15 protein-coding genes are annotated in these 14828 nt (G+C 72.5%); all 15 read left to right on the top strand.

The window, feature by feature from the left end; all coding sequences use genetic code 11:
• The first annotated feature begins 12 nt into the window (after positions 1-12).
• Positions 13-1353, top strand: a complete 1341-nt coding sequence (locus DCI01S_RS07540) for an RsmB/NOP family class I SAM-dependent RNA methyltransferase (RefSeq protein WP_082767689.1) — start codon at positions 13-15, stop codon at positions 1351-1353.
• 24 nt (positions 1354-1377) lie between these two features.
• Positions 1378-2046 (top strand): ribulose-phosphate 3-epimerase, encoded by a 669-nt coding sequence (rpe, locus tag DCI01S_RS07535; RefSeq protein ID WP_061228652.1) that lies wholly within the window; start codon positions 1378-1380, stop codon positions 2044-2046.
• A 2-nt stretch (positions 2047-2048) separates the two neighbouring features.
• Positions 2049-3179, top strand: coding sequence for a bifunctional diaminohydroxyphosphoribosylaminopyrimidine deaminase/5-amino-6-(5-phosphoribosylamino)uracil reductase RibD (gene ribD / locus DCI01S_RS07530; protein WP_156482554.1), 1131 nt, complete (start codon positions 2049-2051; stop codon positions 3177-3179).
• A complete protein-coding gene (locus DCI01S_RS07525; protein ID WP_061228651.1) occupies positions 3179-3802 on the top strand; it encodes a riboflavin synthase in 624 nt (207 codons plus the stop codon). Before ribD ends, DCI01S_RS07525 begins: the two co-directional genes overlap by 1 nt.
• 74 nt (positions 3803-3876) lie before the next feature.
• Positions 3877-5145, top strand: a complete 1269-nt coding sequence (locus tag DCI01S_RS07520) for a bifunctional 3,4-dihydroxy-2-butanone-4-phosphate synthase/GTP cyclohydrolase II (RefSeq protein WP_061228650.1) — start codon at positions 3877-3879, stop codon at positions 5143-5145.
• Entirely contained in the window at positions 5142-5618 is a 477-nt protein-coding gene (gene ribH / locus DCI01S_RS07515; RefSeq protein ID WP_061228649.1) for a 6,7-dimethyl-8-ribityllumazine synthase, read from the top strand. Before DCI01S_RS07520 ends, ribH begins: the two co-directional genes overlap by 4 nt.
• A complete protein-coding gene (locus DCI01S_RS07510) occupies positions 5615-6088 on the top strand; it encodes a PH domain-containing protein (RefSeq protein WP_061228648.1) in 474 nt (157 codons plus the stop codon). Before ribH ends, DCI01S_RS07510 begins: the two co-directional genes overlap by 4 nt.
• Positions 6089-6094: 6 nt before the next feature.
• Entirely contained in the window at positions 6095-8182 is a 2088-nt protein-coding gene (gene uvrC, locus DCI01S_RS07505) for an excinuclease ABC subunit UvrC (RefSeq protein ID WP_061228647.1), read from the top strand.
• A gap of 4 nt (positions 8183-8186) precedes the next feature.
• Positions 8187-9068, top strand: coding sequence for an RNase adapter RapZ (gene rapZ, locus DCI01S_RS07500; protein WP_061228646.1), 882 nt, complete (start codon positions 8187-8189; stop codon positions 9066-9068).
• Between the two features lie 7 nt (positions 9069-9075).
• The gene (locus DCI01S_RS07495) at positions 9076-10059 is read left to right on the top strand and encodes a gluconeogenesis factor YvcK family protein (RefSeq protein ID WP_061228645.1); all 984 of its coding nucleotides are present in this window, start codon (positions 9076-9078) and stop codon (positions 10057-10059) included.
• Positions 10060-10083: 24 nt separating this feature from the next.
• Positions 10084-11067 (top strand): DNA-binding protein WhiA, encoded by a 984-nt coding sequence (gene whiA / locus DCI01S_RS07490; RefSeq protein ID WP_061228644.1) that lies wholly within the window; start codon positions 10084-10086, stop codon positions 11065-11067.
• 122 nt (positions 11068-11189) lie between these two features.
• Positions 11190-12206, top strand: coding sequence for a type I glyceraldehyde-3-phosphate dehydrogenase (gap, locus tag DCI01S_RS07485; protein WP_061228643.1), 1017 nt, complete (start codon positions 11190-11192; stop codon positions 12204-12206).
• Positions 12207-12362: 156 nt separating this feature from the next.
• Positions 12363-13580, top strand: a complete 1218-nt coding sequence (locus DCI01S_RS07480) for a phosphoglycerate kinase (protein ID WP_061228642.1) — start codon at positions 12363-12365, stop codon at positions 13578-13580.
• Between the two features lie 31 nt (positions 13581-13611).
• A complete protein-coding gene (tpiA, locus tag DCI01S_RS07475) occupies positions 13612-14397 on the top strand; it encodes a triose-phosphate isomerase (RefSeq protein WP_061228641.1) in 786 nt (261 codons plus the stop codon).
• Between the two features lie 129 nt (positions 14398-14526).
• Positions 14527-14760: a preprotein translocase subunit SecG gene (gene secG / locus DCI01S_RS07470; RefSeq protein ID WP_007628575.1), complete on the top strand. Its 234-nt coding sequence runs from the start codon at positions 14527-14529 to the stop codon at positions 14758-14760.
• The last annotated feature ends 68 nt before the right edge of the window (positions 14761-14828 follow it).

The raw sequence follows: 14828 nt of genomic DNA, 5'->3' as shown, positions 1-14828 counted from the left end.
GACGCGAGGTCCGTGGCCCTGACGGTCATGGCGGCGGTCCGCGAGCGCGCGGCCTACGCCAACCTCACGCTGCCGGCCGAGCTGCGCCGGGCGAAGCTCGACACCCGCGACGCCGCCCTGGCGACCGAGCTGACCTACGGCACGCTCCGCGCGCAGGGGCTCCTCGACCGCATCATCACCCTCGCCTCGTCGCGCCCCGTCGAGGAGATCGACCCGCCGGTGCTCGATCTGATCCGCCTGGGCGCCTACCAGCTGCTGTTCACGCGCATCGGCGCGCACGCGGCCGTCGACACCAGCGTGGAGGCGGCCCGCACCGCGGGGCTCGGCCGCGCCGGTGCGTTCGTCAACGCCGTCCTGCGCAAGATCTCGGCGCGCGACGCGGACGCGTGGGTCGAGGCGCTACGCGACGGCGTGACCGACCCGGTGGCGAGAATGGCCATCGGCACCGCCCACCCGGAGTGGATCGCCCGGGCGTTCGCCGACTCGCTCGGTGCGGCCGCCGGGGAGCTGCCCGAGCTGCTCGCCGCGGACGACGCGCGGCCCAGGGTCCACCTGGCCGCCCGGCCGGGCGCGATCTCCGCCGAGGAGCTCGCGTTGGTCACGGGGGGCCGCGAGGGCGAGCTGTCGCCGTACGCGGTGCACCTCGACTCGGGGGACCCGGGCACGCTCGACGCCGTGCGGGAGGGGCTGGCCGCGGTCCAGGACGAGGGCAGCCAGCTGGTCGCGCTGGCCGCCGCCCGCGCGCCGCTGGACGGCCCGGACGGCGGACGCTGGCTCGATCTCGCCGCCGGCCCCGGCGGCAAGGCGGTCATGTTGGGCGCGCTCGCGGAGATCGAGGGCGGGACCCTCACCGGCGTCGAGGTGTCGCCGCATCGCGCCGACCTGGTCCGTGAGGCCACCCGGGACCTTCCGGTGACGGTGCACACGGCCGACGGCCGCGATCCCGGCCTCGAACCCGGCTTCGACCGCGTCCTCCTCGACGCGCCGTGCTCGGGCCTGGGCGCGTTGCGGCGGCGCCCCGAGGCGCGGTGGCGCAAGACGGCCGCGGACATCCCCGCGCTGGTCTCTCTGCAGCGCGAGCTGCTGGACTCGGCGATGCGACTGGTCCGACCGGGGGGTGTGGTGCTGTACGCGACGTGCTCGCCGCATCTGTCGGAGACCGTGTCGGTGGTCCGCGAGGCCGCGCGTCGGGACGACGTGGAGACGCTCGACGTGCGAGAGATCCTCGCGGACATCGGCGGCGCGGTCGGCGGCCCGCCCGACGGGTCGGGGGCGGGGCCGTGGGTGCAGCTGTGGCCGCACCGGCACGGCACCGACGCGATGTTCATGGCGGCGCTGCGGCGGACCCGCTGACGCGGCCCGCCTAGACTGGGCGGCATGTCGTACCAGCCGCTCATCGCGCCGTCGATCCTGTCCGCCGACTTCGCCCGACTCGACCGCGAGATCGAGCGGATCCCGTCCGCCGACTGGATCCACGTGGACGTCATGGACGGCCACTTCGTGCCCAACCTGTCGTTCGGCGCGCCGGTCGCCGCTGCGGTCGGCCGGGTGACCGACAAGCCCATGGACTGCCACCTCATGATCGAGAACCCGCTGCGCTGGGTCGGGGACTACGTCGACGCGGGCGCCGCGAACGTGACCTTCCACCTCGAGGCGGCCGACGACCCGGTGGCGGTGGCGGACCTGCTGCACGTCAAGGGCAGCCGTGCCGGGATCTCGATCAAGCCGGGCACGCCCGCCGAGATGTGCTTCGAGGTGCTCGACCACGTGGACCTGGTCCTCGTGATGAGCGTCGAGCCGGGCTTCGGCGGTCAGAAGTTCATGCCCGAGTCGCTCGACAAGGTCCGCGCCCTGCGTGCCGAGATCGACCGCCGCGGTCTGGACGTCCGCATCCAGATCGACGGCGGGATCGACGCCGACACGATCGGGGAGTGCGCGGCCGCCGGCTGTGACGTGTTCGTGGCCGGCTCGGCCGTCTACGGCGCGCCGGACCCCGACGCGATGATCGGGACCCTGCGCGACCGGGCGCTCGCCGCGCGGGCGTGACCGTGCCCGACGAGACCGTCCCCCCCGGGTCGACCCCGGAGGCGTCGGCGTCGCGCCGCCGGGAGCGGGCCGCCCTCGCCGAGGCGATCGCTCTCTCGCGGGCGGCGCTCGGGGTGAGCACGCCCAACCCGCCGGTCGGCGCGGTGGTGCTCGACGCCGCCGGTGCGGTCGTCGGTCGCGGCGCCACCGAGGCGCCGGGCGGCCGGCACGCCGAGGTGGTCGCCCTGGACGAGGCCGGCGACCCGGCCCGGGGCGGCACGCTCGTCGTGACACTGGAGCCGTGCGATCACCACGGCCGCACGGGCCCCTGCACCGCGCGGGCCCTGGCCGCGGGCGTCGCGCGCGTGGTGTATGCCGTGTCCGACCCGAACCCCGTGGCGGCCGGCGGTGCCGACACCTTGCGGCGGGCGGGGGTCGACGTGTCCAGGGGCGACGACGACGAGGTCCGCGCCGCCGGGGACGGCCCGCTCCGGGCGTGGCTCCACCGACAGGCCCACGGCCGACCGTTCGTCACCTGGAAGTACGCGGCCAGCCTGGACGGCAGGGTGGCCGCGGCAGACGGGTCGAGCAGGTGGATCACCGGGCCCGTCTCGCGACACCACGCACACGCGAGGCGGCAGGAGATCGACGCCCTCGTCGTCGGCACCGGGACCCTCACCGCCGACGACCCCGCCCTGACCGCCCGCCTCGAGGACGGACGCCCCGCCCCACGCCAGCCCCTCCGGGCGGTGATGGGCCTGTCCGCCGTGCCGACCGGCGCGGCCGTCCGGGGGGACGACGGCCGGTTCCGTCACCTCGCCACCCGCGACCCCGCGGAGGCGCTCGCGATGCTCGGCGACGTGTGTCACGTCCTCGTCGAGGGCGGCCCTCGCCTGGCCGGGGCGTTCCTCGCCGCCGGGCTGGTCGACGAGGTCGACGCCTACATCGCCCCGCTCGTCCTCGGCTGCGGACGCTCGGCCGTCGAGGGGGCCGGCGTCGCCACGCTCGCCGACGCGCACGGCTTCACCGTTCGCGAGATCACCGTCCTCGGCGCCGACGTCCACCTGCGCATGACGGCGCCGACCACCCGACCCACGCCCGCGGCGCCCGACACGCAGGCGCCCGCGACCCCACCGACGAGAGGACCCCGCTGATGTTCACCGGAATCGTTGAGGAGCTCGGCACCCTCGAATCGATCGACCGGCGGGGAGACTCCGCGCGGCTGCGGATCCGCGGCCCGCTGGCCACCTCCGACGCGGGCCACGGCGACTCGATCGCCGTCAACGGGGTCTGCCTCACCGTCACCGAGTGGGAGCCCGGCGCCCACTTCGACGTGGACGTCATGGCCGAGACGCTCGACCGCACCGCGCTCGCCGCCCTCGCGCCCGGTGACCCCGTCAACCTGGAGCGCGCCATGCGCGCCGACGCCCGCTTCGGCGGCCATATCGTCCAGGGGCACGTCGACGGCACCGGCCGCGTCGTCAGCCGCGTCGAGCACGAGCACTGGCACGTCCTACGGATCTCCCTGCCCGGCGACCTCGCCCGCTACGTCGTGGAGAAGGGCTCCATCACCGTCTCCGGCACCTCGCTCACCGTCTCGGCGGTGAGCGCGCCCGGCGAGGCCGACGCCTGGTTCGAGGTGTCGCTCATCCCCACCACCCTCGAGGCCACGATCCTCGGTGGCCTGGCCCACGGGGACGCGGTCAACCTCGAGGTGGACGTGCTGGCGAAGTACGTCGAGCGGCTGCTGGACGGACGCGGTGGCGGGTCCCGCTGACCGGATGCGCCATACTTGAGCCCGGACCCGCGGCCGCCGCCCGGGCTCGTCAGACACGAGGAGACCCCGCACCAGTGACCACCTTCGACGGCATCGAGCGAGCCATCGCCGACATCGCGGCGGGACGGGCCGTGGTGGTGGTGGACAGCGAGGACCGCGAGAACGAGGGCGACCTGATCTTCGCCGCCGAGCTCGCCACCCCCGAACTCATGGGCTTCCTCGTCCGGTATTCCTCCGGGTACGTGTGCGTCGCACTCGAGCCCGAGGACTGCCTCCGCCTGGACCTGCCGCCGATGCGGGCCATCAACGAGGACCGCCACGACACCGCCTACACCGTGACCGTGGACGCCCGCACCGGCGTGTCCACCGGTATCTCCGCCGCCGACCGCGCCCGCACCGCGCGGCTGCTCGCCGCCGACGACACCGTGCCCGGGGACTTCACCCGCCCCGGCCACGTGGTGCCCCTGCGCGCCCGGCCCGGCGGCGTCCTCACGCGGCCCGGTCACACCGAGGCCGCGGTCGACCTCGCCCGACTGGCCGGCCTGCGTCCCGCCGGCGTGATCTGCGAGATCGTCTCCGAGGACGATCCCACGACCATGGCCCGCACCCCCGAGCTGCGGCGGTTCGCCGACGAGCACGGCCTGGCGATGGTGACCATCGAGGCACTGCAGGCCTGGCGGCGTGCACACGAGGTGCAGGTGGTCCACGAGGCCGCGGCCCGCGTGCCCACCCCCGCCGGCACCCTCACCGCCCACGGCTACCGCGACACCCTCCAGGGCGTCGAGCACGTGGCCATGGTCGCCGGCGACGTCTCCGGCGACGAGCCGGTCTCGGTCCGGATCCACTCCGAGTGCCTCACCGGTGACGTCTTCCACTCCCTGCGGTGCGACTGCGGCCCGCAGCTCGACGCCGCGGTCGCCGCCGTATGCGAGGAGGGACGCGGGATCGTCCTCTACATGCGGGGCCACGAGGGCCGGGGGATCGGCCTCGTCCAGAAGCTCCGCGCCTACCAGCTCCAGGACTCGGGCCGCGACACCGTCGACGCCAACCTCGACCTGGGCCTGCCCGCCGACGCCCGTGACTTCAGTCTCGCCGCGCAGATGCTGCGCGACCTCGGGGTCACCCGGGTCCGGCTCATGACCAACAACCCCGCCAAGGCCGACGCCCTGCGCGCCGGTGGGGTGGAGGTGGTGGCCAGGGTGCCCATGCCCACCGCGGTGACCCCCGAGAACCTGAGGTACCTGCGCACGAAACGGGACCGTATGGGCCACCTGCTCGAGGGGCTCGACGAAGGGCCGGCCGGCCCGGCGGGCGCCGACGTGAACGGAGAGGATCAGCGATGAGCGGCAGCGGAAGGCCTGAACCGGTCGTCCCCGACGCCCGCGGGCTGCGGCTCGGCGTGGTGGCCTCGACATGGCACCAGGAGATCTGCACCCAGCTCGTGGACCGGGCACTGGCCGTCGCCGAGGCCTCCAGAGCGGCCGTCACCCTCGCCCGCGTCACCGGGGCCGTGGAACTGCCCGTCGTGGCGCAGGAGCTCGCGCGCACCCACGACGCCGTGGTCGCGCTCGGCGTCGTCATCCGGGGCGCCACGCCCCACTTCGACTACGTCTGCCGCTCGGTGACCGACGGCCTCACCCGGATCGCCCTCGACGAGGCCACGCCCGTCGCCCACGGCGTCCTCACCACCGAGGACGAGGACCAGGCCCGCGACCGCGACGGCCACGAGGGCGCAGCGGAGGACAAGGGCGGGGAGGCGGTGGCCGCCGCGCTCGGCGCCGCCATCGCCCTGCGCGAACTGAGGACCATCCGATGAACGGCACCTGGGAGTTCGAGCACACCCCGCGCCGGATGCGCACCACGGTGATCGCGCTGGCGGTGCTCATCGTCATCATCCACGTCGTGTGGGCCGTCATCCTCGTCCGCGGGGACACCGGCGTGACGATCGGCGTCGCCGACCAGCTGGCCTTCGTCGTCACCGGCCTCATCTTCGCCGGCGTCCTGCTCACCCTCCTGCGCATCCGCGTCCGCGCCGGCGAGCAGGGCGTCGAACTGCGCGGCCCCCTCCGGACCCGGGGGTGGAGCTGGGAGGACATCGTGGGCGTGACCTTCCCCCGCTCGAGCTACTGGCCCCGGCTGGAACTGCCGGCCTATGAACACGCGGGGATCTGGGCGATCCAGTCCTTCGACGGCCGGGACGGCGTCGAGGCCATGTCGCGACTGCGCGACGTCATCCGCGCCCACAAGCCCTCGGCCGCCGACCCCGAGACCGTCGCCGACCGCTGACGCGCCGTGGCCGACCCGCGTTCCTACCGCCCGGCCCCCGGCTCGATACCCACCGAGCCGGGGGTGTACCGCTTCCGTGACGAGCACGGACGCGTCATCTACGTGGGCAAGGCCAAGAACCTCCGCAGTCGGCTCAGCTCGTACTTCGCCGATCTGTCACTGCTGCACCCGCGCACCCGGCAGATGGTCACCTCCGCCGCCGGCGTGCAGTGGACCGTCGTCTCGACCGAGGTCGAGGCGCTGCAGCTCGAGTACACGTGGATCAAGAAGTACGACCCGCGGTTCAACGTCCGCTACCGCGACGACAAGACCTACCCGATGCTCGCCGTCACCGTCGGCGAGGAGGTGCCGCGCGCGTTCGTCTACCGCGGCCCCCGCCGGCCCGGCACCCGCTACTTCGGCCCCTACTCCCACGCGTGGGCCATCCGCGACACCCTCGACACCCTGCAGCGGGTGTTCCCCGTGCGCTCGTGCTCGGCCGGCGTGTACAAACGTCAGGCCCAGCTCGGGCGGCCCTGCCTGCTCGGCTACATCGACAAGTGCGCGGCCCCGTGCATCGGCCGGGTCACCCCGGACGAGCACCGGCTGATCGTCAATGAACTCATCGACTTCCTCGCCGGGCGGACCGACGCCATCATGCGGCGCATCGAGAAGCAGATGATGGAGGCCTCCGCCGACCTGGACTTCGAGCGCGCCGCGCGGCTGCGTGACGACCTCGGGGCGATGCGCCGGGCCATGGAGAAGCAGGCCGTGGTCCTGGGCGACGGTACCGACGCCGACATCGTGGGCGTCGAGGTCGACGAACTCCAGGTGTCGGTCCAGGTCTTCCACGTCCGCGGCGGACGTATCCGCGGCCAGCGCGGCTGGGTGGTCGAGCACGCGCACGGGATCGACGAGGACGGCGAGTTCGACGCGGCCCGGGCGATCCCCGGCGTGGTCTCGGACTACCTCGCGCAGTTCTACGGCGGGGAGGCCGACCTGGCCGAGGCCGCCGAGTCCGGCGACATCGCCTCCGCCGTGCCCCGCGAGGTGCTGGTACCGGCCCTGCCCGAGGACTCCGACGAGCTCGCCGACTGGCTCTCGGGCCTGCGCGGCTCCCGGGTCTCCCTGCGGGTTCCCCAACGCGGGGACAAGCGTGCCCTGGCCGAGACGGTCCACCGCAACGCCGTCGAGGCCCTGACCCAGCACAAGCTGCGCCGCAGCGGCGACCTCACCGCGCGCTCCGCCGCCCTGCAGGAGATCCAGGAGAACCTCGAGCTGGACTCCGCGCCCCTGCGCATCGAGTGCGTGGACATCTCGCACACCCAGGGCACGGACGTCATGGCGTCCCTCGTGGTGTTCGAGGACGGCATCCCCCGTAAGAGCGACTACCGCCTGTACCGCATCCGCGACGCCGCGGGGGACGGCCACTCGGACGACGTGGCCAGCATCGCCGAGGTCACCCGCCGACGCTTCCGTCGTCATCACGAGGACCCGGCGCTCACCCCGGACGAGACGGACGGACCGGTCGACGACGAGCCGGGCGACCCCGAGGCGGCCCCGCCCGCCCGCCGGTTCGCCTACCCGCCGCAGCTGTTCGTCGTCGACGGCGGGCGCCCGCAGGTCGAGGCGGCCGCCGAGGTGCTGTCCGAGCTCGGCGTGACCGACGTCCCGGTCATCGGCATCGCCAAGCGACTCGAGGAGATCTGGCTGCCGGGCGAGGAGTACCCGGTGATCTTCCCGCGTCACGGCGAGGGCCTGTTCCTCCTCCAGCGCCTGCGCGACGAGGCCCACCGGTTCGCCATCCGCGCGCACCGGGGCGCGCGCTCCAAGCGGATGACCGCCTCCGTGCTCGACGACGTGCCCGGGCTCGGCCCCGCCCGCCGCGCGGCGCTGGTCGAGAAGTTCCCCACCGTCTCCGCGCTGCGCGCGGCCTCCGTCGAGGACCTGTGCACGGTCCCCGGCATCGGGCCCGGCGTCGCGGCGTCGATCCTCGCGACGCTCGGAAGCGGTGGGTCGGCCGATGCCGACTCCGAGCCCGGGGACACGGACGGCACCGACGTGGAAGACTCGGCGGGGCGGCCGGAGTCGGCCGCGACGAACGACGCGAGGTGACACGATGGACGACGACGGCGACAGGGACCGGGGGCGTGAGCTCCTCCTAATCAGCGGTATGTCGGGAGCCGGAAAGGGGACCGCCTCGAAAGTCCTCGAGGAGTTCGGGTGGTACGTCGTGGACAACCTTCCGCTGTCCTTCGTGGGGGAGTTCCTCGGCCGCTTCGACGACTCGGCCGACGAACCCCGCCGTCTCGCGATCGTCGCCGACACGCGCAGCCTGGGCTTCGACGAGCACCTGGGTGAGCTGCTCGAGCTGTTCGCCGGCCGACAGAGGTCCCGCATCCTGTTCCTGGACGCCTCGGACGAGGCGCTGGTGAACCGGTTCAACAATGTGCGCCGCTCGCACCCCCTGCAGTCCGGCGGCGGGCTCATCGACGGCATCACCCGGGAACGCAGGACCCTCGAGGGTCTGCGCGGACGCGCAGACGTCGTCGTGGACACGACCGCGCTCAGCGTTCACGACCTGCGCCACCGTCTGGAGACGCCGTTCGGCGACCTGGGGTTCGACTTCCACCTCACCGTCGAGTCGTTCGGCTTCAAGTACGGGGTCCCGGTGGACGTCGACATGCTCCTCGACATGCGCTTCCTGCCCAACCCGCACTGGATCCCCGAACTCCAACCGCACACGGGGCGCGACAAGCCGGTGCAGGACTACGTCCTGGCGGACGAGTCGATCGAGGAGTACCTGCGCGCCGCCGTGACGATGATCCGGCTCGCGATGACCGGCTACCGACGCGAGGGCAAGCGGTACATGACCATCGCCGTGGGGTGCACCGGCGGCAAGCACCGCAGCGTGGCCATCTCCGAGTCCCTCGCGGGCCGGTTGACCGGCCTGGACGCGGTCGACGTTCACGTCCGCCACCGCGACCTCGGACGGGAGTGACCCGGCGATGACGGAACCCACGAAGCGGATCCCCTCGCTCGTCGCGCTCGGCGGCGGCCACGGCCTCTCGGCGACCCTGAAGGCCGGTCGGCTCGTCGCCGACCACGTCACCGCGGTGGTCACCGTCGCCGACGACGGGGGCTCCTCGGGCCGCCTGCGCCGCGAGCTCGGCATCCTCCCGCCCGGCGACCTGCGCATGGCGCTGTGCGCCCTCGCCGGTGAGGACGACGAACACGCCCGCCTCACGAGGCTCTTCCAGCACCGCTACGGCGGTACCGGGGCCCTGGCGGGGCACGCCGTCGGCAACCTCGTCTTCGCCGGACTGTGGGAACTCCTCGGCGACCCGATCGAGGCCCTCGACGCGGTCGGCTCGATCCTCGGCGTCACGGGACGGGTCCTGCCCATGTCCCCGGTGGCCCTCGACATCGCGGCCGAGGTCGTCGGTCTCGAGGCCGACCCCAGGGTCGTGCGCACCATCATCGGGCAGGTGGCCGTGGCGACCACGCCGGGCAGCGTCCGACGCGTGCGGCTGATCCCCGACGCCCCGCCCGCCGCGGACGGGGTGGTCGAGGCGATCGAGCAGGCCGACCTCGTCGTGCTCGGCCCCGGCTCGTGGTTCACCAGCGTCATCCCCAACGTCCTCGTACCGGAGATCGCGGCGGCCCTCACGCGGACCGCCGCCACCAAGGCCCTCGTTCTCAACCTCGCCCCGCAGCCGGGGGAGACGGCGGGCTTCTCCGCGGAGCAGCATCTGCACGTCCTGCGCCAGCACGCGCCTCGGGTAGACGTCGACGTCCTGCTCGTGGACCCGCGGATGCCGCTCAGCGCCACCGAACGCGAGCACCTCGAGCGCGCGGCGGCAGGACTGGGCGCCCGCGTGGTGACCGCGGAGATAGCCGAGACCGGCTCGGATGGGACCATGAGGGCTGTCCACGACCCCGCCTCGCTGGCGACGGCACTCGCCGCCTCGCTGCCAGGGGGCGCGGGGTGACGACCGAGAACGAAGGAGCAGGGCGTGTCGCTGACCGCACAGGTCAAGTCCGAACTGGTGAGGGTCCCCGTCGGGAACACCGAGACCAGGAGGGCCGAGGTCGCCGCGCTGTTGAGGTTCGCCGGAACGCTCCAGGTCCTCTCCGGCCGACTCGTCATCGAGGCGGAGGTCGACTCCGGCGAGATCGCCGATCGGCTCGCCGCCGAACTCGACGCCCTCTTCTCCGTGACCTGCGAGATCCACCCGATCGGGGGTTCGGGCGGCCGGCCGGCCCGCAAGTTCGTCCTCCGCGTCATCGACCGGGGCGCCGACCTCGCCCGCCAGCTGGGGCTCATCGACAACGCCGGTCGGGCCGTCCGCGGGCTCCCCGCGGCCGTGGTCGGGGGGTCCGTCGCGGCGGCCGAGGCCGCGTGGCGGGGGGCGTTCCTCGCGCACGGGTCGCTCACCAAGCCCGGTCGCTCGTCCGCCCTCGAGGTGACCGCCCCCGGAGCGGAGGCGGCGATGGCGCTCGTGGGTACCGCGCGCCGACTCGGCGTCACCGCCAAGGCCCGCGAAGTGCGGGGAGGGGACCGGGTGGTCATTCGCGACGCGGAGGCGATCGGGGTCCTACTGGCCCGCCTCGGGGCCACGTCGACCAGGGACGTCTGGGAGGAGCGTCGTTCGCGTGGCGAGGTCCGCGCCACCGCCAACCGGTTGGCTAACTTCGACGACGCCAACCTCCGCCGGTCCGCCCGCGCGGCCGTCGCGGCCGCGGCCCGCGTCCAGCGGGCGCTGGAAATCCTCGCCGAGGACGTCCCTGACCACCTTCTAGCGGCCGGCGAGCTCCGCGTCCAACACCGCCAGTCCTCGTTGGAGGAACTCGGACAGCTCGCCGACCCGCCCATGACCAAGGACGCGGTCGCCGGACGCATCCGGCGACTGCTGTCGATGGCGGACCGCAAGGCCGCCGAGCTCGGGATCCCGGACACCGAGTCCGTGGTCACCGAGGACATGCTCGACGACGCCTGATCGGCCCCCAGAACACCCTGCACGTGGCCGGGCACCGGCGGGTAGTCTGGGTCACGTCCCCGGGCCCCACCCGGCTCTGGTGACGTCCAGCGTTCTCGCACCACCAATAAGGAGACATCGAAGTGACCGTGCGCGTAGGCATCAACGGATTCGGACGTATCGGCCGCAACTTCTACCGCGCGGTGGAGGCTCTCAAGGCCGAGGGCAAGACGGACATCGAGATCGTGGCCGTCAACGACCTGACCACGAACGACATGCTCGCTCACCTGCTCAAGTACGACTCGATCCTCGGTCGCCTCGGCAAGGACGTCACCTACGACGACACCTCGATCACGGTCGGCGGGACCAAGATCGGCGCGCTCGCCATCAAGGAGGGCCCCGCCTCCGTTCCGTGGGGTGACTACGGCGTCGACGTCGTCGTCGAGTCCACCGGTATCTTCACCTCGGCCGAGAAGGCCCGCGGCCACCTCGAGGGCGGCGCCAAGAAGGTCATCATCTCGGCCCCCGCGTCGGACGAGGACATCACCATCGTGATGGGTGTCAACGACGACAAGTACGACGGCTCGCAGACGATCATCTCGAACGCCTCCTGCACCACCAACTGCCTCGCGCCCGTGGCCAAGGTCCTGTCCGACGAGTTCGGCATCGTCAAGGGCCTCATGACCACGATCCACGCGTACACCCAGGACCAGAACCTGCAGGACGCGCCCCACAAGGACCCGCGTCGCGCCCGCGCCGCCGCGCTGAACATGGTCCCGACCTCCACCGGTGCCGCCAAGGCCGTCTCCCTCGTGCTGCCCGAGCTCAAGGGCAAGTTCGACGGCTACGCCGTTCGCGTCCCGCTGCCCACCGGCTCCCTGACCGACCTCACCGTCGAGCTCGAGAAGAAGGCCTCGGTCGACGAGGTCAACGCCGCGGTCAAGGCCGCCGCCGAGGGGCCGATGAAGGGCATCCTCAAGTACACCGAGGACCCGATCGTCTCCTCTGACATCGTCACCGATCCGCACTCGTCGATTTTCGACGCGCCGCTGACCAAGGCGATCGACGGCCAGATCAAGATCGCCTCCTGGTACGACAACGAGTGGGGCTACTCCAACCGCCTGGCCGACCTCATCGGCCTGGTCGGCAAGTCGCTCTGAGAGCCTTCGGGCCTGACGACCCCGTACCACCACCGGGCCCGGTCCGGGGACGCCGCGAGCGTCCCGGCCGGGCCCGGCGCACATCGACCGGCGCCGCACGGTCAGCCCACCCACCCGGTGACCCACCCACAGTTCTTCCGACAGGAGTTCCACCACATGGCCGTGAGCACGCTCTCCGACCTGCTCGACGCCGGCGTAGAGGGCCGCAAGATCCTCGTCCGCTGCGACCTCAACGTCCCGCTCGACGGGAAGACCATCACCGACGCCGGTCGCATCACCGCCTCGCTGCCCACACTCAACGCGCTGCTCGACGCGGGCGCGGCACTCGTGATCACCGCCCATCTCGGCCGACCCAAGGGCGAGGCCGACCCCGAGTTGTCCCTCGCACCCGTGGCGGAGAAGCTGGGAGATGAGCTGGGGCGGTACGTCCAGCTCGCCGGTGACGTGGTGGGGCCGGACGCGCGTGAGCGGGCCAACGGCCTGACCGACGGCGACGTCCTGCTGGTCGAGAACGTCCGCTTCGATCCCCGCGAGACGAGCAAGGACGAGTCCGAGCGGGCCGCGTTCGCCGCGGAACTCGCGAGCCTGGTGGGCGAGGACGGCGCGTTCGTCTCCAACGGCTTCGGCGTTGTCCACCGCGCCCAGGCCTCCGTCTACGACGTCGCCAAGCTCCTGCCTGCCTACGCCGGCGACCTCGTGCAGAGCGAGGTCGACGTGCTCGCCGCCCTCACCGGGGACCCGAAGCGTCCTTACGCGGTTGTGCTCGGTGGATCCAAGGTCTCGGACAAGCTCGCCGTGATCGAGGCGCTGGCTCCGAAGGTCGACACCCTCGTCATCGGCGGCGGCATGTGCTTCACCTTCCTCGCCGCACAGGGCCACGGTGTGGGCTCCTCGCTGCTGCAGGAGGAGATGATCGACACCTGCAAGGACCTGCTGGCCAGGTACGGCGACGTCATCACGCTCCCCGTGGACGTCGTCGCCGCCGACGGGTTCGCCGCCGACGCCCCCCACACCACGGTTCCCGCCGACGCGATCCCCGAGGGCACGATGGGCCTGGACATCGGCCCCGAGTCGGTCGCCGCCTTCGCCGAGAAGCTCACCTCGGCCAAGACCGTGTTCTGGAACGGGCCGATGGGCGTGTTCGAGTTCGAGGCCTTCTCCGCGGGCACCCGCGGCGTCGCCGAGGCGATCATCACCGCGACCTCCGCCGGAGCGTTTTCCGTCGTCGGTGGCGGCGACTCGGCGGCCGCCGTGCGCACCCTGGGGCTCGGCGAGGAGAACTTCTCCCACATCTCCACCGGCGGTGGCGCCTCGCTGGAGTACCTGGAGGGTAAGGAACTGCCCGGCGTCACCGTCCTTGAGCGCGGCAACTGACCCGGACACCCAGGAACTACAAGGAGAGAACATGTCACGCACTCCGCTCATCGCCGGCAACTGGAAGATGAACCTCAACCACCTCGAGGCGATCGCACTCGTGCAAAAGGTCGCCTTCTCCCTCCCGGAGAAGTACCTCGAGAAGGTCGACGTCGCGTTCCTCCCGCCGTTCACGAATATCCGAGGCGTCCAGATCGTCATCGAAGGTGACAAGCTGGGCTTCGCCTACGGAGCCCAGGACGTCTCGGTGCACGAATCCGGCGCCTACACCGGCGAGATCTCGGCCTCCATGCTCGCGAAGCTCGGCTGCACCTATGTCGTCGTGGGCCACTCCGAGCGCCGCGACTACCACGCCGAGACCGACGAACTCGTGGCGGCCAAGGCCGCGGCCGGACACCGTCACGGCCTGACCCCGATCGTCTGCGTGGGGGAGAAGCTCGAGGTCCGCGAGGCCGGTGACCACGTGGACTTCGTCGTGAACCAGCTCAAGGGTTCGCTGGAGGGTCTGACGACCGCACAGCTGGCCTCCACGGTCATCGCGTACGAGCCGGTATGGGCGATCGGGACCGGCAAGACCGCCTCCGCCGCCGACGCGCAGGAGGTGTGCGCGGCCATCCGCTCCGCGCTGGCCGAGCTCGCCGACGCCGAGACGGCCGAGTCGATGCGCGTGCTGTACGGCGGCAGCGTCAACGCCTCGAACGTCGGCGAGCTGCTCGAACAGTCCGACGTCGACGGCGGTCTGGTGGGCGGGGCGTCGCTCAAGCCCGACGAGTTCGCCCAGCTGTGCGCGATCGCCGCCGGCGGCCCGCTGCCCTGATCCGTTCCCGCCCCCGGCGGGTCGGGCCCTCGCCGGCCCGGCACGCCGGGATCAACCGCGGACGCCCGACCGGGTAGTCTGTAGCGGTCGCACCCGACCGCCCGACCTGACGTGAGGCACGATCCCTACATGAAGCTCGCCCTGGATATCTTCCTCATCATCACCAGCCTGCTGCTGATGCTGTTCATCCTGCTGCACCGCGGCAAGGGCGGCGGCCTGTCCTCGCTGTTCGGTGGCGGTGTCCAGTCGAGCCTGTCGGGCTCGAGCGTCGTCGAGCGCAACCTCGACCGGGTCACCGTGGTCGTCGCGGTCCTCTGGGTGATCGCGATCATCGCCGTCGGCCTGCTCGTCCGCTTCGGCTGATCCCCGCTCGGGGCCCACACGCGAGAAGCGGGGTGCGCGCTCTCCCATGAGGGAGGGCGCGCACCCCG

This window comes from Dietzia cinnamea NBRC 102147, from assembly GCF_001571065.1.
Taxonomy (GTDB): domain Bacteria; phylum Actinomycetota; class Actinomycetes; order Mycobacteriales; family Mycobacteriaceae; genus Dietzia; species Dietzia cinnamea.
Note: the sequence above shows the minus strand (reverse complement) of the source record. Positions and strands in the feature narration are given on the sequence as shown.

What these genes read in the sequence shown, in the direction of transcription:
- rpe (WP_061228652.1), top strand. Translation starts at nt 1,378, where the DNA reads ATGTCGTACCAGCCGCTCATCGCGCCGTCGATCCTGTCCGCCGACTTC.
- DCI01S_RS07525 (WP_061228651.1), top strand. Translation starts at nt 3,179, where the DNA reads ATGTTCACCGGAATCGTTGAGGAGCTCGGCACCCTCGAATCGATCGAC.
- ribH (WP_061228649.1), top strand. Translation starts at nt 5,142, where the DNA reads ATGAGCGGCAGCGGAAGGCCTGAACCGGTCGTCCCCGACGCCCGCGGG.
- DCI01S_RS07510 (WP_061228648.1), top strand. Translation starts at nt 5,615, where the DNA reads ATGAACGGCACCTGGGAGTTCGAGCACACCCCGCGCCGGATGCGCACC.
- rapZ (WP_061228646.1), top strand. Translation starts at nt 8,187, where the DNA reads ATGGACGACGACGGCGACAGGGACCGGGGGCGTGAGCTCCTCCTAATC.
- DCI01S_RS07495 (WP_061228645.1), top strand. Translation starts at nt 9,076, where the DNA reads ATGACGGAACCCACGAAGCGGATCCCCTCGCTCGTCGCGCTCGGCGGC.
- DCI01S_RS07480 (WP_061228642.1), top strand. Translation starts at nt 12,363, where the DNA reads ATGGCCGTGAGCACGCTCTCCGACCTGCTCGACGCCGGCGTAGAGGGC.
- tpiA (WP_061228641.1), top strand. Translation starts at nt 13,612, where the DNA reads ATGTCACGCACTCCGCTCATCGCCGGCAACTGGAAGATGAACCTCAAC.
- secG (WP_007628575.1), top strand. Translation starts at nt 14,527, where the DNA reads ATGAAGCTCGCCCTGGATATCTTCCTCATCATCACCAGCCTGCTGCTG.